Genomic DNA, 22258 nt, shown 5'->3' with positions numbered 1-22258 from the left:
AATCATGTTTAATATGGAGGAGAGATTATGTTACAAGTAATGCCTTTAAATAGTGAAGACTATGATTTAATTAAAGCTGCTGAAAAAGTAATCGAAAAAAACTATAAATACGGTCGTCATCATATCGGTTCAGCTGTAAGAACTAAAGCAGGTAATATTTATGCAGCAGTGCATGTTGAAGCGAATGTTGGAAGAATAACAGTATGCGGTGAAGCTATGGCGATCGGAAAATCTATTTCAGAAGGTGATCATGAATTTGATACCATTGTCGCAGTTGCTCACCCACACCCTCATGAAGATATAGAAAAATGTTGGGTTGTTGCTCCATGTGGTATGTGTCGAGAATTAATAAGTGATTACGGAAAAAATACGAACGTTATACTTTCTTATAATGGTGAACTTGTAAAATGTAACGTAATAGAATTATTACCTGAAAAGTACACAAGTGAAGTAGAATAATCATTCCTGTTTTCCATTCATCAAATAATATTATTCCAATAAAAAACAATCCATTTTAAAAACGGATTGTTTTTTATTTCTTTTTTATGCAGTTTATTTTATTTTTCTATTTTCGATAATTATAAAATTATCATTAACAAAAATGAAATTCAAATATTCAAGTACGTATTGCGGTTCGTTTTTTATTTGAAAATTAAAATTCTATTTCTCCTTACATTCGAAAAATATCAATATAAATTCTCTAAAATAAGCAGTCTTATCATACTAATCTATAACAATTCTGTCTTCTTCCCTTACCTGTTTCCTTTAACACATATGATTTTAAAACAAGCGCTGTTAATGAATCTGTTAATGTTTTATATGATAAATTAGATAACGCTAATAAATCGTTCGTATATAACATTCTATGCTTCTCTAATAATAATAGTACTAATCGTTCCGACGGTTTTAATGCCTCATCACTTTCTAGTATAAAGTCTATATTTTTCATTTCTCTAATTGTTACTCCTTATATAAAAAAATACTTGCACAACTAATTTAATATAAAAATAATACACAACAAGATTTGAAGTATATTAAAATAACATCGTTTCGAAACACTATTATACTATAACATAGAAAAAGCATTTCCCGAAATAGGAAATACTTTTTAAAATTGCTTATATGTTTCTTCCAAACTTACATTATATTTCGAATTCTTATCCGTACAATTTCCTCCTAATTTTTGCTGGTCATACCGATGTATTTGTAATCAATCGAGTTCTTCTAAAATAATATAAACAAATAAAAACGGTTAGTCTATCATACTCTAAACATGAATGAATAACCGTTTTCCAGCTTCTTCTCAAATACATGTACTACCTTAAATATTTCTTGCAATATGCGGCTTACTGTAATGACTTGTACCACCACCGCCTACTACTACTTTACCGCCTTTTTCAAAAATTAATAGTTTACTTGAACCATCTGCAAGAAGTACTATTACTTGTTGCTACATAAATTACATAGCCACTTTTTGATATACATGTTTCCCAATTCGCATCAAATTCTGATCTTACTACACGATTGGAATACACTTGATTTTCAATTCTGTCTTGTTCTACGTTTTCCAAATTTATCCCCTACTTCTCTAAAATATCATTTATAGAAAAATAACATTTCTATTTGAAATAGTAACTGCCTTTAATATAAGTAGTATATGTAGTTAGTAGAAGAATGCTTGGACAACCGGAACGTAATACCATGTAAGTAATATACAATTGAAATAAGGCAGCCGATATTATATCGATTGCCTTATTTTCATACATAGTTCTTTATTTTTCGTTTCGCACAGCTTCAAAAGTAAACATTTGACTTGCATTTGACGGTTCTTTTTCATAAACATAGTCAGCGGAGTAAGTAATGTTAGAGAAACCTATACTTTCTAGCAGAAGTTTAAACTCTTCTATTCCATACCAGCGTATCGCAAAGCGTTGTAGTTCTGTTTGTACTAACTGCCCTTTACTCCATTTTTCATATTTTAAATATGATAGAGTAACTTGGTTCAGCCAATCTATTTCAATTGATTTATTTTCTAATGTAATTCCGTCTCCACTCGGCAAAGAAAAAGTCGATGTATGAATCTCTCCTGTTTTCCAGTCATGCGGAAGCATAATATCTACGATTAATCGCCCGCCTGGATTAAGATGTTCATAAAAACATTTCAATGCGTTTATAGAATCTGTACGATTTTCAATTAAACAAAAAGATCCAGTTGGAATGATAATTGCCTCGTATTTATGTGGCAGTGAAAATTGTTGTAAGCTTCCTTCATATAAATTAGGATGTAAGTTTCTCTCTTTACATCGCACGCGGCACGATTCTAGCATTTCAGGTGAATAATCTATCCCATCTACTGTAAAACCAGCTTCAAGAAGCGGGATAATGACACGCCCTGATCCTACCGCTACTTCGAGAATTCTTCCCCTACAATTTTTTAAACGTTCTTCGTAATACTCAATATCACCATTTAAAGAATAACCGACAGGCTTAGTGAAATCATAAAGTTCCGTGCAAAGTGTACTATAAAAACTAAACATTTATTTTCTCCTCCGTTTTATACGTACGGAAGATTTTCATTCAATTAATCTTCCTGTACCTTTATTTTTAATAAAAATTCGAAAGAGCTGACTGTCATAATATATCACTCGCTTTCCATACAATATAATTATATTGTATAATATTCCATTCAAAATAAACATATGAAAATTCAGAATTATATTGAAAGGAGGATATGATGAATTCATTAATTGGATTTATTTTTCTTCTTATCACTTTTAATACACTCATTTTAAACTCCCCATTTCAAAGTTTAAAGAGCTTACTATGCAGTAAGCTCTTTATTCATAACTATTTATTTCACAATCGGCAATGTTACTTCACTTAATTTTACTGTAAGCTTCGTGCCCGCTTTCGGTCTAATCGTATAATCATAGTCACTAGCGATTAAAATGACCCCTATTTGATGCCCCGCTTTAAATACATAATCATCAGGCTGCATATCCCATGTGAATGTATAATCTTTGCCCGGTTGAATCGCTGTTGAATTTTCTATACTCTTTAAGTTTTGTGGATCCATCCAGCCTCTCGTTACAATTTCCGGCTTTGCTCCACCATAATCAACAAGTAAAGCAGTTAAATTTGATACAGATCGATCAATATTTCCTGTAATTGAAATCTTTGGTGTACCGCTTATACGCGTATCTTTTTGAAGTACAGGCATTGTATACACTAATCGATTGGCTACTTCTAATTCTGGGTTTTCTATTAATTGATTTGATTTCATTTTTGCATCATCCACGAATGAGAAAACTTTATTTGTAGAGCCCATACTTAATGGCAAATTAACTGCTTTGTTACTTAAATACATACGAACTTTTGACGGTACGGCTGCTGGATCCGGCCAATTTTTTATTTTATCCCAAGTTTTATTTTCACGTTGTACATCCACCATCGGTTCATTCATAATCCCATTTTCAATTCCATACAACCAGTAATCGAACCATTTATTTTGTGTTCTTTGCCAATCATTTGTTGATGTTCCACCGTGTCCACCTTGATGTAACCACATTTTACGAGGGACATCATTTTCTCCAAGTGCTTCCCACCACTGCGCAAACTGCTTCGTCTTTACATTCCAATCATTTAAACCATGAACAACAAATACACTTGCTTTTACATTTTTAGCATCTTTTACATAATTACGTTTATCCCAAAAATCATTATAATTACCAGTTTTCCGGTCCTGTCCAGCTGTTAGCTCTTTTATTACTTGTCCGCAAACTTCAGGATTTTCTCTTGTTAGAACTGCTTCTGCCATGTTATCTGTATCTTCTCCTTGGTATCCACCAGGCGCAATGACTGCACCGTTTGCACGATAATAATCATACCAACTACTAATCGCTGCGATTGGAATAATTGTTTTTAACCCTTCCACGCCAGTCGTCGCAACTGCATTTGGTAACGTACCATTATAAGAAACGCCTGTCATACCTACATTTCCTGTTGACCAATCAGCCTTAACTTCCTCACCATTTTCTGTATATGCTTTCGCACGCCCATTTACCCAATCAATGACAGATTTCGTCCCTAATATTTCTTGCTCATCCCCAGTAGTTGGACATCCGTCTGATTTTCCAGTTCCTATACTTTCACCTAAAATGACTGCATAGCCTCTTGGCACATAATAATTTCCATATGAACCAAGATTAACAGCTCCATACGGTTTCCCTTCATACGCATACAATTCTTCATCTACATTATATACAGGAACATCTTTTAAGCCAGATCGATATGGACTCATTTCATAAATAACGGGAACTTTCACATTTGAATTAGTTTTTGGACGCATAACTTTTACTGATACACGATCCTTTTTTCCATCTCGATCACTATCAACTTCCGTCTCTACAAATAGATTTTCGATAATTGCTTCATCAAGCGAGTAAATCGGTTTTGTCATCCCATTTTCTAATTCGATCTTCGTATTTGATTGTACTCCTTCTGAAACTTTCACATTTAACTTCACGTCATTCTCATTTATGTAGTTTGTTTCTTTATTGTCTGCATAAGCAGTCATACTAGAAACTCCTGATGTGACTGATAAAGATAAGATTGTTGATAATGTAATTGCTATTTTCTTTTTCCCCATACTTTTTCCTCCCCATATATGTCTACTTTTACTATACAACAAAATAACAGAAAATTCAGTTTATATTTCATGCAACAACTTGAAAAATTTGTAGAACACTCTTCAAACGAGCTTTCGAGGTTATACATTCTGATTTACTACTCTCATATAATCAAAAAAAACATCGCCTAATAATAGACGATGCTTTTTATAGTTTCGAATTAGTCATTCTTCATATTAATATAAAATCTTATATCTCGCTCTATTGTAGAGACTCCATAATCAAAACCATGTCTTTCTAAAATACTTTGCACTATCGCTAAACCTAGTCCTGTACCAGAATGGTCTTTACTACGAGAAGATTCTAAGACGTAAAAAGGTTCCCAAATTTTATCGATATCTTTCATTTGTTCAGCATTCATACCATTTTGAATTTGAAAATATATATTTTCATTTCTATCTTCTAAAGTAATTTTTATATTTTGATTTGCTGTATATTTTATCGCATTAGATATTAAATTTTGAAAGACCATTTTCATTTTATTTACATCAGCATTAACAACTGCATCGCTAACATTATAGTTCACTTGCAAATTGATTTCTTTCGATTCCAGTTCAATCTTATGCTTATCTAATATACTTTGGACTAGTGATTTAATATCGAATTCTTCTTTTTCTAAAACATCTCTTTCTAGTTTAGAAAATCGTAATAACTCTTCAATTAGGTTTGAAATGTGATCAGTTTGTTTAATGATTGTATCTATGTATGTACCATCATCTAAACCATCTTTTATTCCCATAGAATATGCTTTCACTAATGCGATTGGAGTCTTTAATTCATGCGTCACATCACCCATAAATCGTTTTAAATGTTCATTTCGATCTGTTAAATCTTCATGCGCTTCATTTAGTTTTTCACTCATGATATTAATACTATTAGCTAAGTCCCCTATTTCATCATTTGTTTTCACTTTCGCTCGTTCAAATTTCAAATTTGAAATATCTTCTGCAACATTACTTAATTCTTTCAATGGTCTGGTGATTGTCGTTGAAAGTATCCATACAAGTACGATAATGAGAAAAATCGTAATGCCAAAAATGTAAAAATAAAATGAATTTAACACTTTTATTATTTCATTAGAATGTGCGATCGAAACTCCTACTAAAATTAACATATCGTCTTTCGCAATGTATTTCACAAAAAAACTAGATTTAATCTTTTCTTGATCATATATTTTATTCGCTTGCCCGAAGTTCTTTACTTTCATTACTTCTTCTTTTGTAATCCAAAGTTTATTAAGGGCAACCCTTTTCCTTGTAAGTTGCATACGTAACTCATCATTAATTCGATCTTCCGAATTGTTAATTGATGTATACGCAATCGTAACATTTCCTTTATTTTCAATGCTAGTAATTGCTTCATCCAGTTGTTTGCTCGGTATGGACTGTATTTGTGCTGTAATACCTTCTAAACTTTCTCGCGTTTTGTAAATATTATATTTCGGTAAAAGATAGTTAATTAATAATAAAGAGATTGTAAAAATAAGAATAACAGTTATAGAAATGCTGAGAAATAGCTTTTTTCCAAGTTTATTCACTCTGCTCCTCCAAACTATATCCTAAACCACGATGCGTCTTTATAATATTTTCTCCTACTTTTTTACGTAATCTTCTTACATGTGTATCAACAGTTCGCTCTTCTCCGAAATAGTCAAATCCCCATACGATATCTAACAATTTTTTTCGAGTTAAAATCATGCCTTTATGATTTAAAAAACACTTTATCAATTCTAACTCTGTTTTTGTAATATCTAACTCTTTGTCATTTTTATAAACTTTATTTTTAGTGAAATCTATTTTCAAATCTTGAACTTGAATGACATCATCATGCTGTATAAGTTTTTTCGCTCTAGTTATTAATACGCCTGGATGAAATGGTTTTTTTACATATTCATCTGCACCACTTTGAAGTGCTGCTAATTCATCTTCACTTTCACTTTTCGCTGTAAGCATTAACACTTTTACGCTTGAATTCTTTTTTATTTCCTGACAGACAGTAATACCACTATGTTTCGGCATCATCCAATCTAAAACAGCTAAATCAACTTTTTCATCATAAAATATTTGAAGTGCTTCTTCTCCATCTTTTGCTAATAAAACTTCGAAGCCTTCTTTCTCGAAATAAGCCTTTAAAATCCTTAACATATCTTGTTCATCATCTGCTATTAATACTCTCATACATTATCCTCCATTGCTATTAAACAAAAACCAATTGTATTATACAACTTCTTTGTTACATCAATGTGACAGAAAAATATTTGAACGTTTTAAGGGTATAGTAAAAACGAGGTGTTGTATTATGATTAAAAAAATCGGGGTTATTACTCTTCTTTGTTTCTTATTATCAACAAATGTGTTCGCAAATACAAATCAACAAATTGAAGTGTTTGATTGTCAAAAAGAAATGGTCGTTCAAAAACAATCTTTAGATCCAGCTATTCAAAAAGAAGCTGTTCAATACGCTAAATCCATTACTGGCCCGTTCAAAAACTTAAACGTCGTTCCAAAAGATGGTCACATGATAAAAATCCCATTATCTAAACCAATTTCTATTACAAATCAATGGTTACATACAACAATTGATGAAGTACTTATTCTCCTCCCGCTTAATCAAAAACCTTATATTATGCTTTACGATGATGAAAACAATCCGCATTTTTATTATGTGAAAGGTGATCCGAAGGGATTATTGAAACAAATGAATGTTAAATTATAATGTAAGAAAGATCCCACAAATATCATTTGCGGGATCTTTTATTTATCAGTTAGCAACTACATTTTCATTTAAAAAATGAATAACCTGTCTTTTATGATGATTATCATGATCTATAAATTCTTTAATAATATATATAAGAGAATACGGCGTTCCAGTATGAGGACAATGTGATACCCCATTGGCTGTTAAAGGTGTCTTTAGATTTTCATCAGGCAGTAATCTAAGTTCTTTTACGAGTAATTCTCTTTTAGCTTTTGCTTCTTCAAGAAGTTTCACCTTAGATATACCTGATTTAGCATAATTAGATGCTAGTTTATTATATGTATCAAAATCAGGGAACTCCATTCCCTGTCCATTTCTCACTGATAATAATGTCTCACATAAAAGATAGTCATCCCAGTTCATAATATGTGATATGATCTCGCTAATAGTCCATTTCCCCTCTGATATTGGAGCCACCCACAATTCCTCTTTCATACCTTTCAATGTATTTAACCAAATTGAATATTCATTAAAATCATTAATAATTTTATTCTCTCCCATTATCTAATTCCCCATTCTAATAATAGATTCTAATAAATTATACCATCAATCTATACAAAAACGAACAAAAGTTCTATTAGAGAGATAAATATTAATTCACTACATCCTTTTATGTAAGTTCAAATAATGGCTTGCTCCCACAAATTTTATCCCTTTCAAAAATCCACTCGAAGTATAAAATTTGTCACCCTGTTCTGTATCTGTATGTAAGACAACAATATTAAAATATTTTTTCGCTTCGCCTAAAATTCGCACTAACAGTAACCTCCCTAATCCTTTCCTTCGGTATTCTTTTGCAATATAAAATCTCCTTATCCTACCAATCCTATTGTTTTCTGTATATGGGTCCTCATTTAACCCTCCTATTCCAATTAACTTTTCCCCTTGAAAAATACCATATAAACATTCTCCAGTTTTATTAAATATGTTTATTTTATTTTCATATTCACTTATTAGTTTTATTAAGAAATTAAATCCTTCTTCTTTGCTTTCTTGAACAAGATAATCGTGCTCGTATTTCATTAAATCTTCAATTTGTTGAATATGTATATCTTTCAAGTAAATTCCCCCTTAATATAAAAATACGTAAAAATGCTCAAGAATTATTTATTCTGAGCATTTTTATGGTTGTTCTTTTATTTAATTCGTAGTGTGCGTATTCTTCACTTCAGATGTAAATCGATAATATAGTTGTTTTATTTTATTATGAAAATATAAGAGCCTTGCTACACTCTAGTGTGTGGTAAAGCTCTTTAAAGTTGTTTAATTTCTATACATATAAAGATATTTGTACTCAAAAATCATTAATAAAGTTGTTTAATTCTTATTGAGCTAAGGCAATTGTTTGTTTAAGTGAATACTTTTACATTTATAATATCTTTCAAATATAATATTAGTTTATATATTCACTATTCTTCTCTAACAGGTTCAAGATAAATTATAATTTGTTAATCGATACGTTTGTGTAACCACTGTTCAAATATCTTGAACTGTTCTTCAGTATGAAAATAATGTTCACCTGTCTCCATGACTTCTAATTTACAACGATGTTTTTTTGTAAAATAGTTAATAGTTTCAAATTCGCACAGTTCATCCTTGGATCCGTACATAATATATGTATCTGTATTCCATGTATTAATAGGATGTTCTTTTACATAACATAAATAATCCCAATATAACTTTTGACCAATCGGTGTCTCTATAGTCATTTCTTTTTGCAAAAGCTCTGGTGTTACATTAAACCATTTCATCATATTTTCGATAATTCGTTCCATATTAACTACTGGTGATAAAAATAATGCCTTTTCTATCACATCATTTTGATAAGCTAAAAGGCTAAAATAAGCTCCTATACTACATGCAAACACGCTTACTTTTTTCCAATGTTCTTTTGCGTAATTCATAATTATCGATAATTCACTAACACAAAACTGTACTTTGCAAGGAGTATTATCATTTTTTCTGTCTCCATGCTCAGGTAAATCAAAGCTTAATACTTGATAACCTTTTTGATTAGCTTCTTCAGCTAATATTTGAATAACTGTATCTTCCTTATTTGACCTATTTCCATGTACTGCAATAAAAACTTTTTCACTTTTATCTCCCCACAAAACCGCGGGAATATTACTAATGTTAAAATTATCTTTAAGCATATTTCCTCCGTGGAATAAGATATATAGGAATTGGCAAAAAACTGCACACACTTTATAATCCTCTACTCAGTTTTTTTAAAAATCAAACTATTACTAATTTATCACAAATGAATTCTACTCCATTCGTGGAAGAAGGATTTTTAAAATATTATATGATTTTTTAAATGAATTTATAATCTCTGCACAGTAGGCAATATTCCCTTCAACTCAAGTAAATCATCTATTACTAAATCCGCCTGCGCAAGTTCATCTTCTTGTGCAAAATCAAAGTTGCATCCAATCGCAATCAAGCCATTATCTTTCGCTGCACGTATATCAGATAACCGGTCCCCAACTACAGCTGCTTCTTTTATATCATATTTGTTTAAAATACTTTTTACTAAGTCGCTTTTATTAAGTGAGTTTATTTGCTCAATACTAAATGTTTCAGTAACCCATTGGTCTAAATCATAATAAGATACGATTGCTCGTAAATATTTAGTTAAACCATTACTAGCAATATATATTGAACAATTATTTTCTTTTATGTATGTAAAAACTTCTTTTACGTTCGGGTATAAAGCACCTTTTCCGCTCTTAATGTTTTCAATTAATCTTTCTAAAAAATATGCATCTGTTTGTTCTCTTACTTCAATAGAATGATTCGGTAATAAAGCTTCCCAGACTTTCGGCAAAGGCACACCCATAATTTCACGGTATTTTTCAATAGGTGTTACCGTATCCCATAATTGTAGTGATCTTAAGTAATCAAAAGTATCATCTAACGATAATTCTAAAATTTTATCAGTTTGAAATAACGTTCCGTCCATATCAAAAATTAATGCTTGTAACATGTCATTCTCCCCTTTTGAACTATAAGTTTTACTCGATATATTTTTCAGCATCTCAACGATAATTTCTGAACAATAATTTGCGGCAGTTTTCGCGAAGTCGTCATAAGAAATTTGCGCTTCATCATCTGCACTGTCAGAAATACATCTTATAACGAGAAATGGTACTTCATTTATGTAAGCAACATGGCCAATTGCTGCACCTTCCATTTCAGTACAATGCGGCGCATATTCGTCTATTAATCTCGCTTTTAGTTTTGAATCTTCAACAAAACATTCACCACTGACGATTCTTCCTTCATGAACCTCCATATGTAAACTACTACTATTGCATGCTGTACGTGCTAACTCAACTAATTCCATACTTGCGACAAATTCTTCTTGGAACGGGAATAAGTTTTTCATTTGAGTTTTACTTACATCATGGTGGGTAACATTCGTTGAAATAACGATATCACCAACTTTTACATCTCGGTGTAACCCTCCAGCAACACCTGTATTGATGATAGCATCTACATGAAATTTATGAATTAATGTTTGCGTACATGCGGCTGCATTTACTTTCCCTACACCAGAACGTGTAATAATTACTTTTGTTCCCATGAATTCGCCAATGTAAAAAGGCATTCCCGCAATCGTCTGTTCTTCTTGTATAGCTAGTTTTTCTAAAAGTAAGTCTATTTCGATTTGCATTGCTCCGATAATGCCGATTCTGTTCATGAATGTTATCTCCTTTTTTCTTATAAGTCTGCCAATATATTATGTAATGCACTATAATTTTCAGCTATCCAATTCATTTCATCTGCAAAACGTGAAGGTGGTACACTATTCTGATCCATATTAGTATGAATCCACCATGTACTCTCCATATACCAAAGCATTTGAATTGCCCGAACAATACTCCCTATTGGAAAGTCTAATTTATTACGGTATCCGGCTAAAAATGATGCAACAAGACTCTTATTTAATACTCCATCATGTAAGGCACAAGATATAACCGCACGCCCAATATCCAACTCTACATAATCATAATCCATACGATCAAAATCTAGAATTGCTGAGACTTCATCATTATGGAATAAGAAATTATCTACCCATAGATCACGGTGCACCCATCCTTTTTTACTACTATAAAATTGATCTATATTTACTAATTGTGTTGCTTCTTGCTGCAATTTTATATGGGAGAGAATATGTTCTTTTCCTAACTGTTCTGCTTCTTTCCTTTTATCTTCCCAATGTTTCAACCTTTCCTCTTTAGTAGGCGGAACAAATTTAGGGTTTTCTCCTTCTATTAAAGAGCCATCATTTAACAAATTATGCATTTGACCTATTGTCTTACCAAGAGAGTAGATTTCCTTTTCATTCACTTTTCCTGGTGAAATTAGATTACCTTCTTTATGTTCTAAAACTATAAATCTTTCATTATTTTTTGATGTATGCATTACATTATTTTTATAAGTTAGAAGCTTCGGGCAACATACACCATTATTATGTAGTCTTTGCTGGTGATGTAATGCTTGTATTAAAAGTTCTGGGTTATACATTTTGTACCGTTCTTTATTATATTGCTTTAATACAAAAGATCCTGCATCCGTTTCGAGTTTCCACTTCAAATTTAGCCAACCACGATGAATAGGTATTGCTTTTTGAATTTTAAATTCAAATAAATATTCACATTCTACTTTCAGCTCTCGAAAAATTTCTTTAGCTTTTTCATTAGATAACGGCTCTATCATCTTGTTTATCCTTTCTTAACTTGGTGTTCCTTTCATCCTCTCTACCATAACTGAAATTAAAAATTTCGGAAGTACGAGTTGTCTCTTTAACCGTTTCGGCTGCGAAAGTAACCTATACAGCTATTCAGTTCCTGTATCCCTCATAATTTTTGGTGCTCTTTTTACAGTACCAGATATTATATCAATCATGCCTCCTATACCAATAGATAGCGGCACGTTTAATGTTTGTATGTTTTCATAGATGAATTCTTCTTGTTTTGGTGAACCTAGTCCTACTAGTAGTAAGTGCGGCTTGAATTGCTTAATTTTCATTTTTACTTCTTCTATTTCTTCGCCATTTACAAATCCATGCTGTCCTTTAAACTGTGCTCCTGGGAACTGCTCATTTAATTTTTTTAGTGCCTTTTTATTACTTTCTGGCGCAGCTCCAAAAAGAAAGACACGATATTCATTGTCATTACAATATTTTATTAAATCGTGAGTGATATCTGCCCCAGTAACACGTTCTTTCAAAGTTCCTTTTAATATTTTCGAGCCTATTATGACGCCAATCCCATCCGCTGTTATTAAATCTGCAGACATAACAATTTCAGGATTTGCAGTTACTACAAACCTTGGTTTCTCTTGTTGTTCATGTAGCCAACCTTTTAATAAACTTATAGCTTTTTCATATTCTAAAGTTGAAAAAGGTATTCCCTTTATAAGTTGGTGATCCACTATACTCTCTCCTTACATAAGCCTCAAATATTCATCAACATCTTTCGAAATTTGTCTAAAAGCTTTATACCAGAATACATAGCTTGTTATATCGATTTCAAAATGTTTTTTCATAAGTTCTTCCACTGGAGCTTTTCCTGTTTCTCGTAAAAACTCCTTATATTTCGGATGAAAAGTACTTTTACTTTCTTGAGCCATCTCTAATAAACTAAAACTAGCTAAATACCCAAATGTGTATGGATAATTATAAAAAGGAACATCTGCAATATAAAATTGAATGTATTTCATCCAAACAAACGGCTGATATTCTGATAACGCATGCCCATATGCTTTTTCTTGCGATATAATAGATAATTTCTCGATTTCATCAGCACTTAATGGACCTTCTTTACACTTTTCATAAAAATTCTTCTCAAATTCAAATGATGCTCGAATTGCCATTACATAATTAAAACAGTTTCTTATTTTCCAACTAAGCAATGACTTTTTCATATCTATACTATCTGTTGTTTGAATTAGATAGTTTAAGAGTACCGTTTCAAAGCAAATAGACGCCGATTCAGCCGCACTCATTGGCAAATAATCATCTAAAAAAGAAGTAGATTGCTCAAAACTCATATTATAAAAATGCCAAGCATGTCCTAGTTCGTGCGCAAGTACTCTTACACTATCGATACTTCCGTCATAACGCATAGAGATTCGTGATTCTTTTTCACTGAAAAAAGGAGCACAAAATCCACCAAGTGGTTTATTATCTCTCGGTTCCGCATCCACCCATCCACTCTCTATTGCATTCCGTGCAAATTCTGCTAATTCTTTATCTATATTTTCAAACGCATCGTATATGTTTTGAACTGCTACTGAAAAAGGGATATGAATCTCATTATTTTCCTTTACGGTCATAAGTTCATGCCATGTAATCGAAGCTTCCCCCTTCTTATACACGTTTAAAACACTTACTAATGTATCAAGATTTTCTTCTGTCGCATTCCACATTTGTAATAATACAGTTTCAGTAATACCATTAGCATGTAGAGATTGCGTTAAAATCTCTCTATCTTCTAATTCATTACTCTTTGTATTACGTAATCTCCCTATTTGATTTAATACAGTAGCAAAAATTTCTTTTTCCTTATGTAAGGCATTTGTTAATAACTCGAATACTTCTACTCTTTCCTTTTCATTATCACTATTCATTGCAATATTATTTGCTTGTCCAAATGATATTTGCTTATTATTGTGCTCTATTTCTATCTTATTTCTTAATTGTATGTACATATTTTCCCATGCACCAAGTTCATCTTTTATTAAATTAGTATTAATATTATTGGAAGTTTCCATTTCACTTTTCTGTATTACTTGCTGTACTTCTTTTTTCAAATCTTTTACTGTCATAGTCGATATAGTAAGGTCAGATGAAATACTTTCTTCAGCAGATCGGCAATACAAATAGTATTCTGCTTTTTCAATAGATTGTATAAGTTTTGAAAGAATCTCTACATCTTTTGTCGCATAATATTGTTCTTTCAACCTCAATATTGGAGTTACAATATCCTCAATTGGATACAATCGATCTAAATCCCACCTAGTAATTTCATGCATTTTTATAGCCGCCTCCTATTTTTACAAATAGTTACAGATATTTACCCTCACAATTATAAACGAAATGTAAAAAATTTAATATCTTTAAATATTTAGATTTCTACAAACGCATTCTTATTTATATTCTTTTCTTCTGCTACTGCAACGTACATAGCATAAACAGATAAACGATACAGCTACTGGAATCAGTATTACTCCTCCAATAAAAGGATAAACAACCACACAACATGTAAAAGCTACTATAGAAAAAATTTTACCTAACCTATTCTTTATTAATTTCATTCCAGCTGCAGTACCGACTATGTATGTAACAATCCCCAACGAATTCGGTATTAAAACAATTTTATCTATGCTAATATGGAAAACGAAACTTATTAACAAACCTATTATTGCAATAAAACTTACAACTTTTACTGCATTTGTTGGTGTTTCTCTTTTTTTATTAATCTGCGCTAAATAACACGGTGCAACTTCTTCTTTTCCTAGTGAATAACCTAAGCGCCCGATACTTGCGATAAATGCATTTGTCGTCCCTAAACAAATGATAAAAGCTACAAATCCAATTATCCATGCAAATTGGTCGCCTAATGCTTGCTTCATTACAAGCACAAGAGCTGTAGTATTATCAGCATTTATATGATAGGATTTCGTTCCAATTACTGATAATGCAATACCTATATATAAAACTCCAATAATAACAATTGCAAATCCCGTAGATAAAATAATATTTCTTTTTCTAGGTGATTTAAATTCAGGAGCTAAACTTGCAATAGCTTCCCACCCAAAAAACGACCAAAAAATTAATAATGATGCCTCTAAAATCGGATTTATTTCTTGCATAGAAATATGTACATTTATATTTTTTATTTCAATATAAGGTAGTGAACTAATAATTGTTATTAGCAAAATAAAGAAAGTTAATAAACCAATACATACTTGAAACAATCCACTCATTTTTAATCCATATAAATTGAAAACTATTGAAATACTTAAAATAATAAACGCTATTACGTAAGAGAAATACGGTGATAAAGCAAACACTTTCACGATATACATTCCACCAGTCATTGAGACAACAATTTGCCCAACGCTACCTGCAATAAAAAAACACCATCCTATAATAGCACCTATATTTTTACCGAAAGCTTTTTCTGCAAACGTGGCAATTCCACCTGCACTTGGGTACTCAATCGATAAAAAAGCGAATGTGAATGCAAGTGGAATACTAAGTAATATCATAATAAGCCAAGAAACAATCGCATTCCCTTCTGCAACACTCGCTGTCATACCAGGTAATATAAGAATTCCTGATCCTAAAACCGCTCCGACATATAAGGCTGTTCCCTTTTTAATAGAAATTGTTTCATCAAAATGATTAGACATTACATGCACCTCCATTTATATTTTAATTATAGAAAGTTATCAATCTATTCAATATACAAAAGTGCATGTAATTTAACATGAGATTTTATATTATGTATTTATTTCAGAAATTTACTTTCAATTTTGTAAAGGAGCATAATTCATGGATGAAATTGACAAGAAAATTACGTTATTACTACAAGAAGATGCCAGAATGACAATTACAGAAATGACCGAACACTTACACCTCAGCCGCCCTAGTGTTACCGAGAGACTAAAGAGATTACAAGATATTGGAATAATTGAAAAATATACCGCACGGATATCATTAGATGCAGTTGGAAAATCAATTCAAGCATTTTTAAGAATTGAAAGTCTAAAGATTCCTTGTAAAAAATTTGAGGAGAAAATCTACGAAGAATATAGAATACTCGAATGTCATCGAGTAACAGGTGAAAGTAGCTATTACTTAAAAGTAGCGGTTCACTCTATGAAGGAATTAGAGGAATTAATTGATATCGTTATACCATTTGGTACAGTAAAAACTTCGATGATTTTATCTTCACCGATACCATATCGACCGATTATTACTGATTAATAAGAAAAAAAGGATTGATCAAAAGATCAATCCTTTACTCTACTTCATTTAAGAAGAACAATGTTAACGCACCAGGTCCTGTATGCGCTCCGATTGCAGCTCCAATTGTATTTACGATAAATACTTCACAGCCAAATCTCTCTGTAATTAATGCTTTTAAAGCTTCAGCTGTTTCTATGTCATCACCATGAGTCATAGCGATTGTTTGACCTTTAAGGTCTTTTCCACGCTCTTCCATAATATCTACAATTCGGCTTAGTACTTTCTTTTTCCCTCTTACCTTTTCAAGTGGTACAAGTTTTCCTTCTTGCACGTTTAAGATCGGTTTAATGTTTAGTAAACCACCGATAAAACCAGCTACTTTACTTAAACGCCCACCTCTCACTAAGTACTGCAAGTCAGCTACTGTGAAGATATGTTCTATATGGTTCATTAGAAAATCAACACGTTTTAAAATATCTTCTTTTGATGCGCCGTCTTTCGCCATTTTAGCAGCTTCTAATACGACAAGCCCTTGACCAAGCGAAGCACATTTCGTATCAATAATTTCTAAATCTAAATCAGCATATGTTTCTTTCACTTCTTCTTTAATAACAACTGACGATTGATATGTACCAGACAGTTCAGATGAAAAAGCTAAATATATACAAGGATTACCTTCTTTTGCATAAGAAACAAATTTTTCTTGGAAAGTTTCAAGTGAAGGCAATGACGTTCTATAAACAGCGCCTTCTCTCATGTTTTGCAATAATGTAACTGACTCTAATGTAACTCCATCTAAATACTCTGTTTCTGCTTCATCATAAACACGGAGTGGAATTAAATCAATATCATATGCTTGCAGCAATTCTACCGGTAAATCCGCCGCACTATCCGTAATGATTTTAACACCCATTTTTAAACCTCTATTCTGTTATAAATATAAAAAATATAAAATAAAAATAGTACTTTTAAATTATATACGTAAAACTTAAATGAAGAAAGGAAAAGACTTTATATTGTATGCACTATTCTTCAAATGTTGAACTGTTAATAAAAATCATTCCAATTTAACCAATTGTTTATTGTTATTTTTTCTATACCACGAATAATTTTAGGGATTTTTCATTATTATATTTAAATTACTTAATTTAATGTGGTCTTTTCAAATTTATACTGTTTAAAATTAAAAAGCCAAATCCAATAAAGGAAACGGCTTTTTAATTTTTAAAAAAATAACCAAACTTTATTTTCCATCACATTGTTTGTTAACCTTATTATTCATGCAATGTTAAATATTAGTCCAATTATGATTAATATTTTAGCCTGTACTATAATTAAAAAAGTGAATACTTATCCCTAAGAAGCACCATATTTAAAAAACAGGTCAAATATTTTATAGAATATTTAATTTTACTAGTAAAGCTAATAAAATTTGGAGAAGAATTTGAACATTTACTGCTATGTCTGTATCCGTAGTCGTAACTGTAACATTTCTAGAATTTCTAATGACAGTTTCTTGTTTATTAACTTGTTTAACAGATGATTTTTGAAACAATTCTTGTGCTACACGGTCAGCTTTTTCACTATCTGCTATAGAAATACTTATTATAACCACGATAGCTGCTTGTAATGCTGCTTGAATAGATAACGCAGCTTTTGTATCTGTAGTAGTAACTTCTACATCTGCTGAATCAACAATTGTAATAGACTCTTCAGAAATTTGATAAGTTTTGCTTTCTTGTGCAGCTGCTTCTGAAACATTGGCATTTTTAAAAGATGGATGAGGATTTGAAGAATCTAATGCACTCCACTTTTTATTTTCATCTGTATGGCATGCTTTGTCCATAAGTTCACCCCCTTTCAATCTAAATAATTATTAACCTGTGATTGTATTTCAGAAACAATACTTTTAATTTGCTGTTTTTTTTCTGGCGATAAATTTTTTAACCTTTCTTCATTTATCCCATGCCTATTAAAAATATCTGAGAGTAAAAGGTCTATGATTATATTCTTTTGATCCTTATCAAACTTAAAGGAAGAAAATTTGTTTAAATCATCCATTTACAATATTCACTCCAATCAATTTTCTATAAAATTTTTAAATAACTACCAGCATTATATGTAATTTAATAAAAATTGCTTGGACAAGTAACTCAATCTTCTATTTCCACTTATTTTTACTAATAAAATCAAAAAGCTGGCTTCTAATAAGAAGACAGCTTTCCTTCACATAAACATAAGTTTCATTTACTGTTAAATAATGTATTTAAATTTTACTATTTTGCAGTTTTCCACACTTACTTTCCCATTAATATTGAATATTAATTCAGTCATAATAAGAATTCCAAGCTTGTACCACATATTACAACAAAAAATATTTACTTAGAGTGAACCCTTATAGCTAAATATAAACAGATTAGAAACATTATAAAATGTTTAGTTTAACTAATAAAGCTAATAAAATTTGAAGGAGAATTTGAACATTCACTGCAATATCTGTATCAGTAGTTGTTACGGTTACGTTTCTGGAATTTTTAATAAATGTTTTTTGTCTATTAATTTGTTTAATAGATGATTTTTGAAATAATTCTTGTGTTATTTTATCTGCCTTTTCACTATCTGCTATAGAAATACTTACTACAACCACAATAGCTGCTTGTAATGCCGCTTGAATAGATAGCGCAGCTTTTGTATCTGTAGTAGTAACTTGTACATCTGCTGAATCAACTATTTCAATATATTCCTCAGAAACTTGTTCGATTTCATCTGCTTGTATAGCTTCTTCTAAAAAATTTGAATTTTTACTAAATGAATAAGAATATAATATTTCGGAATCCTGTTTTATTGATTCAGAGTCCCCTTTTTTTGGTTCGCAATCCTGTTTTATTAGTGCAAAATCCCCTTTTTTTGGTTCACAATCCTGTTTTATTGGTGCAAAATCCCCTTTTTTTGGTTCGCAATCCTGTTTTATTGGCTCAGAAACTCGTTTTTTCGGCTCAAACTCCCGATTTAATGGATCTCGGTTTTTCTTTCTTCTACAAACTTCACAATCACACATAAAATCACCCCTTGTAGTCTAAAAAATTAGCAATATGACAATATTGGCTAACTACTAGCATTTTATGTATTTTAAAAAATATTGTTTGGACAAGTAACTTGAATTTTTATTTTATTTCTAATTCTTTTTTCTAATAACAAAAAGCTGCCTTCTAATAGGAAGACAGCTTTGTTTGTGACTATTCTAGAATAGATTTCATACAATATAATTTTTCCTTTCTTATAACCTAAGCTCGTCACTTTAGTTATAAAAATATGAGTATATCCTATAGCCTTTTTGAGGAAACATCCATAATTTATTTCAGAAAAAGTGCTTTGTTTTACTGAAAGGTAGTTGAGGAAACAACCGCCTATTTATTTAAAACAAAATAAAACTTTTATATAAAGGCCCATAATTAAATACACTTAACTTCATATGATATATTGCATCCTTTCTTTTTAGAATGAGTAGTCGTTACTGAAGGGCACTTTTCGAAGTGCTCTTATATTTATATCCCTTTTCTTTTTCTGGAGGATTTTTATCACTCAGACTGATGATTACCACTTTCCCTTAATAGTTTCAATTAATACAGTAGCTACTAACCCTATAAACTCTATACGCTTAAACAATAATGCGTTACCGAACGCATGAACTAATTTTCATTTTGACTATGTAACACTAAATTCACAAGGTTATTATCCTCTGTTTGGTGAAGCTATCATTTCAATACCAACAAACCCACACCTTCAACTAATAACTTAAACAAATGTGCTATAGCTAGTTTTTTTTGATATAGCATCTTACGTTCTATATACTGAAGATAGAGCTAGTATTCTGAAGGAGGGTGTATATGAGTATTCAACTAGCCACATCTAATGATTTAGAATGGATTAATAATCAATATGACTCAATAGGTTTTGTAAGAAGTGATTTAAAAAGGGATAAAGTTGCAATTATTACTTACAACAACGAGTATGCAGGTGTTGGCCGATTAGTCCAAATAGATGAAGATACGATAGAAATGGGCGGGATTTTTATTCTCACTAAATTTAGAGGCCTACAATTAGCTGGGGAACTTGTTTCATTTTTAGTAGAAACTGCGAAGAAATTACAAGTACAACATGTATACTGTCTTCCTTTTGAGGAATTACAAAACTTTTATAAGAAATATGGCTATACTGAGGTTGATACTACGAAAGAAGTAGTTCATCCAATTATTCTAAAAAAATATAATTGGTGTTTAGATCATTATGATAAGCATGTTTTATTATTTAAGTTGTAAGTATGCCTAAAGAGAGCGTATACAAAAATATAAATTACTAGACCACTCAAATAATAACCGTACTTTATTTGGTCACCATCAGCTTCTACAAGTTATACAATTACTACATACGTTTCCTTTTTCCACTAACCTTACTTTTGTATAAAAGATTATTTTGTTTAAAATTACCTTAATTCGTATTCCAATAAACTAATCTGAAGGTGAATTCCTATATAATACAATTAAGTAATTAAAAGGAGCGTTATTCATGATAGATGTAATAAGACTCGTTATCTTTATTGTAGTTGCAATTGGTGCTATTTTTAACATTTACCTAGAATTTAAAAAACCTAAAAAAAGTATATTCTCAATCGTTTTTTTATCAGTACTCTTTATCGGTGCCTCAGGTTTAATCAAAGATATTTTATCTAAACTTTTATAGTTATTTGATTAAAAATTACTGTTCTGTCAATAATGTAAGTAACATGATTGTATTTCTCCATTCTGCTTTGGAGAGGAGCAGTTAGCTTCTGCTAGCTGCTCTTTTATTTAAAAATGATTTCATCTATTATCCACAAAATACGTATCATATGCCTTATCAAAAACATATCCTAGTTTTTCTGCCAGTTTAGCAGACGTAGTATTCGCAGCATCCCAGTTTGGATATATCTCTTTTTCTAAGCAGGCCAAGATTAGCGCTGCACTAACTATAGTCGCCAACCCTTTTCTTCTATGATTGTGATCAGTCGCCACTTCAATTTCAATCCCATTATCATAAATGCTATACGATGATGCACCGCATACAACTTCACCTTGGTACAAAATACTATACCCTATACCTCGTTTTAAATAATCTTCTACTGATTGAAATTGACTTGTAAAATCTTCAGAGACCTTATGTAGTGTAGGGATATTTACGATATGTTCATCTATTCTTCGTAACTCGTATCCTTTTGGAAGCGCTGATATAAAAGATTGTAATTTTGAACGATTAAAAACTTCCGCATTACGTTTGAATTTATAGCGTAAAAACTTATCTATTTTTCTTTCGTAAAATGTTTCTAAACGCTTTTTCCACTCTTCACTATTTACGATTACTAACATTCTATCAGGAATATTACGTAGTAATTCTTCTGTTTCTTTCCTATTTGGATCCCCAGCGTAAAATGTGAAAATCCCTACCTTAACTTGCGCTACTGTTGGATTTTCAAGATCATTTACCCAAGCAGTACCCATATGTCCTTGTAAATAAGAAAGTAAAACAACGTTATTGAAATCTTCGAACATAGTAACTAATTTTTCTCTCGTATGTATATTCGCTTCATATATCATTCAAATTCCTTCTTTCGTTAGAATCAATGTACTTCTACTTCTTTCATAAGTCCTTTTATTCTACATATAAGCAAACGGCTACTAAACCCCATATAATTATAAATTATTCATAAATATAAAATTATTATAACATCTAATGAATAGTAAATGACTGCCCAGTATAAAGGTTAACAGTAAATATACTTAATAGTAATTTACAA

Annotated in this window: 22 protein-coding genes and 2 pseudogenes; 5 read left to right on the top strand and 19 right to left on the bottom strand. The window is 31.1% G+C overall.

The window, feature by feature from the left end:
- Positions 1–27 precede the first annotated feature (27 nt).
- On the top strand, positions 28–459 hold the full coding sequence (locus DT250_RS06150; protein WP_149212787.1) for a cytidine deaminase: 432 nt from the start codon (positions 28–30) through the stop codon (positions 457–459).
- A 259-nt stretch (positions 460–718) separates the two neighbouring features.
- On the opposite strand, the gene DT250_RS06145 is transcribed toward DT250_RS06150, so the two are convergent.
- From DT250_RS06145 to DT250_RS06120, 6 genes and pseudogenes are all read right to left on the bottom strand, one after another.
- A complete protein-coding gene (locus tag DT250_RS06145; RefSeq protein WP_000789031.1) occupies positions 719–949 on the bottom strand; it encodes a hypothetical protein in 231 nt (76 codons plus the stop codon).
- 372 nt (positions 950–1321) lie between these two features.
- Positions 1322–1571 (bottom strand): annotated as a pseudogene (locus tag DT250_RS06140) (hypothetical protein).
- 201 nt (positions 1572–1772) lie between these two features.
- Positions 1773–2537 (bottom strand): class I SAM-dependent methyltransferase, encoded by a 765-nt coding sequence (locus DT250_RS06135; protein WP_149212786.1) that lies wholly within the window; start codon positions 2535–2537, stop codon positions 1773–1775.
- Positions 2538–2851: 314 nt separating this feature from the next.
- Positions 2852–4648 carry a Xaa-Pro dipeptidyl-peptidase gene (locus DT250_RS06130; RefSeq protein ID WP_149212785.1) on the bottom strand — a complete coding sequence of 599 codons (1797 nt, stop codon included), beginning with the start codon at positions 4646–4648 and terminating at the stop codon, positions 2852–2854.
- A 200-nt stretch (positions 4649–4848) separates the two neighbouring features.
- Complete coding sequence (locus tag DT250_RS06125; protein WP_088063727.1) at positions 4849–6225, bottom strand: sensor histidine kinase; 1377 nt, start codon at positions 6223–6225, stop codon at positions 4849–4851.
- Positions 6218–6865: a response regulator transcription factor gene (locus DT250_RS06120; RefSeq protein ID WP_046959692.1), complete on the bottom strand. Its 648-nt coding sequence runs from the start codon at positions 6863–6865 to the stop codon at positions 6218–6220. The genes DT250_RS06125 and DT250_RS06120 overlap by 8 nt, the downstream gene beginning before the upstream one ends.
- A 121-nt stretch (positions 6866–6986) precedes the next feature.
- Here DT250_RS06120 and DT250_RS06115 point away from each other — a divergent pair, with 121 nt between their 5' ends.
- Complete coding sequence (locus tag DT250_RS06115) at positions 6987–7403, top strand: hypothetical protein (protein ID WP_046954155.1); 417 nt, start codon at positions 6987–6989, stop codon at positions 7401–7403.
- Positions 7404–7448: 45 nt separating this feature from the next.
- Here DT250_RS06115 and DT250_RS06110 read toward each other — a convergent pair whose 3' ends face one another.
- From DT250_RS06110 to DT250_RS06075, 8 genes and pseudogenes are all read right to left on the bottom strand, one after another.
- Positions 7449–7946: a DinB family protein gene (locus tag DT250_RS06110; RefSeq protein WP_088063728.1), complete on the bottom strand. Its 498-nt coding sequence runs from the start codon at positions 7944–7946 to the stop codon at positions 7449–7451.
- A 99-nt stretch (positions 7947–8045) separates the two neighbouring features.
- Positions 8046–8504 carry a GNAT family N-acetyltransferase gene (locus DT250_RS06105; RefSeq protein ID WP_088063729.1) on the bottom strand — a complete coding sequence of 153 codons (459 nt, stop codon included), beginning with the start codon at positions 8502–8504 and terminating at the stop codon, positions 8046–8048.
- Positions 8505–8893: 389 nt separating this feature from the next.
- Complete coding sequence (locus DT250_RS06100; protein WP_142291759.1) at positions 8894–9598, bottom strand: alpha/beta hydrolase; 705 nt, start codon at positions 9596–9598, stop codon at positions 8894–8896.
- Between the two features lie 170 nt (positions 9599–9768).
- Positions 9769–11148 (bottom strand): 5'-methylthioadenosine/adenosylhomocysteine nucleosidase, encoded by a 1380-nt coding sequence (locus tag DT250_RS06095; protein WP_088063731.1) that lies wholly within the window; start codon positions 11146–11148, stop codon positions 9769–9771.
- 20 nt (positions 11149–11168) lie between these two features.
- Positions 11169–12167 carry a phosphotransferase gene (locus DT250_RS06090; protein ID WP_088063732.1) on the bottom strand — a complete coding sequence of 333 codons (999 nt, stop codon included), beginning with the start codon at positions 12165–12167 and terminating at the stop codon, positions 11169–11171.
- Between the two features lie 15 nt (positions 12168–12182).
- Positions 12183–12884, bottom strand: a pseudogene (locus DT250_RS06085) (WecB/TagA/CpsF family glycosyltransferase).
- Between the two features lie 12 nt (positions 12885–12896).
- The gene (locus DT250_RS06080; protein WP_149212784.1) at positions 12897–14486 is read right to left on the bottom strand and encodes a M3 family metallopeptidase; all 1590 of its coding nucleotides are present in this window, start codon (positions 14484–14486) and stop codon (positions 12897–12899) included.
- A gap of 114 nt (positions 14487–14600) precedes the next feature.
- Positions 14601–15869: an APC family permease gene (locus DT250_RS06075; protein ID WP_088063735.1), complete on the bottom strand. Its 1269-nt coding sequence runs from the start codon at positions 15867–15869 to the stop codon at positions 14601–14603.
- Between the two features lie 142 nt (positions 15870–16011).
- On the opposite strand from DT250_RS06075, the gene DT250_RS06070 reads away from it, so the two are divergent.
- Positions 16012–16446 carry an Lrp/AsnC family transcriptional regulator gene (locus tag DT250_RS06070; RefSeq protein WP_098857879.1) on the top strand — a complete coding sequence of 145 codons (435 nt, stop codon included), beginning with the start codon at positions 16012–16014 and terminating at the stop codon, positions 16444–16446.
- Between the two features lie 34 nt (positions 16447–16480).
- Here the strand turns inward: DT250_RS06070 and DT250_RS06065 are convergent, their stop codons facing one another.
- The 4 genes from DT250_RS06065 to DT250_RS06050 all read right to left on the bottom strand — a co-directional run bounded on the left by DT250_RS06065 (position 16481) and on the right by DT250_RS06050 (position 19486).
- Positions 16481–17341 carry a DegV family protein gene (locus DT250_RS06065; RefSeq protein ID WP_088122376.1) on the bottom strand — a complete coding sequence of 287 codons (861 nt, stop codon included), beginning with the start codon at positions 17339–17341 and terminating at the stop codon, positions 16481–16483.
- Positions 17342–17821: 480 nt separating this feature from the next.
- Positions 17822–18274: a spore coat protein gene (locus DT250_RS06060; protein ID WP_088063739.1), complete on the bottom strand. Its 453-nt coding sequence runs from the start codon at positions 18272–18274 to the stop codon at positions 17822–17824.
- A 14-nt stretch (positions 18275–18288) separates the two neighbouring features.
- Positions 18289–18489, bottom strand: a complete 201-nt coding sequence (locus tag DT250_RS06055) for a hypothetical protein (protein ID WP_060487103.1) — start codon at positions 18487–18489, stop codon at positions 18289–18291.
- Positions 18490–18853: 364 nt separating this feature from the next.
- Complete coding sequence (locus DT250_RS06050) at positions 18854–19486, bottom strand: spore coat protein (protein ID WP_149212783.1); 633 nt, start codon at positions 19484–19486, stop codon at positions 18854–18856.
- Positions 19487–20315: 829 nt separating this feature from the next.
- Here DT250_RS06050 and DT250_RS06045 point away from each other — a divergent pair.
- Complete coding sequence (locus tag DT250_RS06045) at positions 20316–20747, top strand: GNAT family N-acetyltransferase (protein ID WP_060487105.1); 432 nt, start codon at positions 20316–20318, stop codon at positions 20745–20747.
- 247 nt (positions 20748–20994) lie between these two features.
- On the top strand, positions 20995–21168 hold the full coding sequence (locus DT250_RS31610; RefSeq protein ID WP_088122379.1) for a hypothetical protein: 174 nt from the start codon (positions 20995–20997) through the stop codon (positions 21166–21168).
- Between the two features lie 119 nt (positions 21169–21287).
- Here DT250_RS31610 and DT250_RS06040 read toward each other — a convergent pair whose 3' ends face one another.
- Positions 21288–22058 (bottom strand): GNAT family N-acetyltransferase, encoded by a 771-nt coding sequence (locus DT250_RS06040; RefSeq protein ID WP_149212782.1) that lies wholly within the window; start codon positions 22056–22058, stop codon positions 21288–21290.
- Positions 22059–22258 lie beyond the last annotated feature (200 nt).

It is taken from the genome of Bacillus sp. AR2-1 (assembly GCF_008368755.1).
Taxonomy (GTDB): Bacteria; Bacillota; Bacilli; order Bacillales; family Bacillaceae_G; genus Bacillus_A; species Bacillus_A wiedmannii.
This window is presented reverse-complemented; position numbering and strand designations above follow the sequence as displayed.

What these genes read in the sequence shown, in the direction of transcription:
- DT250_RS06060 (WP_088063739.1), bottom strand. Translation starts at nt 18,274, where the DNA reads ATGGACAAAGCATGCCATACAGATGAAAATAAAAAGTGGAGTGCATTA.
- DT250_RS06040 (WP_149212782.1), bottom strand. Translation starts at nt 22,058, where the DNA reads ATGATATATGAAGCGAATATACATACGAGAGAAAAATTAGTTACTATG.
- DT250_RS06150 (WP_149212787.1), top strand. Translation starts at nt 28, where the DNA reads ATGTTACAAGTAATGCCTTTAAATAGTGAAGACTATGATTTAATTAAA.
- DT250_RS31610 (WP_088122379.1), top strand. Translation starts at nt 20,995, where the DNA reads ATGATAGATGTAATAAGACTCGTTATCTTTATTGTAGTTGCAATTGGT.
- DT250_RS06090 (WP_088063732.1), bottom strand. Translation starts at nt 12,167, where the DNA reads ATGATAGAGCCGTTATCTAATGAAAAAGCTAAAGAAATTTTTCGAGAG.
- DT250_RS06145 (WP_000789031.1), bottom strand. Translation starts at nt 949, where the DNA reads ATGAAAAATATAGACTTTATACTAGAAAGTGATGAGGCATTAAAACCG.
- DT250_RS06050 (WP_149212783.1), bottom strand. Translation starts at nt 19,486, where the DNA reads ATGTGTGATTGTGAAGTTTGTAGAAGAAAGAAAAACCGAGATCCATTA.
- DT250_RS06110 (WP_088063728.1), bottom strand. Translation starts at nt 7,946, where the DNA reads ATGGGAGAGAATAAAATTATTAATGATTTTAATGAATATTCAATTTGG.
- DT250_RS06130 (WP_149212785.1), bottom strand. Translation starts at nt 4,648, where the DNA reads ATGGGGAAAAAGAAAATAGCAATTACATTATCAACAATCTTATCTTTA.
- DT250_RS06045 (WP_060487105.1), top strand. Translation starts at nt 20,316, where the DNA reads ATGAGTATTCAACTAGCCACATCTAATGATTTAGAATGGATTAATAAT.
- DT250_RS06135 (WP_149212786.1), bottom strand. Translation starts at nt 2,537, where the DNA reads ATGTTTAGTTTTTATAGTACACTTTGCACGGAACTTTATGATTTCACT.
- DT250_RS06070 (WP_098857879.1), top strand. Translation starts at nt 16,012, where the DNA reads ATGGATGAAATTGACAAGAAAATTACGTTATTACTACAAGAAGATGCC.
- DT250_RS06065 (WP_088122376.1), bottom strand. Translation starts at nt 17,341, where the DNA reads ATGGGTGTTAAAATCATTACGGATAGTGCGGCGGATTTACCGGTAGAA.
- DT250_RS06115 (WP_046954155.1), top strand. Translation starts at nt 6,987, where the DNA reads ATGATTAAAAAAATCGGGGTTATTACTCTTCTTTGTTTCTTATTATCA.
- DT250_RS06100 (WP_142291759.1), bottom strand. Translation starts at nt 9,598, where the DNA reads ATGCTTAAAGATAATTTTAACATTAGTAATATTCCCGCGGTTTTGTGG.
- DT250_RS06055 (WP_060487103.1), bottom strand. Translation starts at nt 18,489, where the DNA reads ATGGATGATTTAAACAAATTTTCTTCCTTTAAGTTTGATAAGGATCAA.
- DT250_RS06075 (WP_088063735.1), bottom strand. Translation starts at nt 15,869, where the DNA reads ATGTCTAATCATTTTGATGAAACAATTTCTATTAAAAAGGGAACAGCC.
- DT250_RS06095 (WP_088063731.1), bottom strand. Translation starts at nt 11,148, where the DNA reads ATGAACAGAATCGGCATTATCGGAGCAATGCAAATCGAAATAGACTTA.
- DT250_RS06120 (WP_046959692.1), bottom strand. Translation starts at nt 6,865, where the DNA reads ATGAGAGTATTAATAGCAGATGATGAACAAGATATGTTAAGGATTTTA.
- DT250_RS06080 (WP_149212784.1), bottom strand. Translation starts at nt 14,486, where the DNA reads ATGCATGAAATTACTAGGTGGGATTTAGATCGATTGTATCCAATTGAG.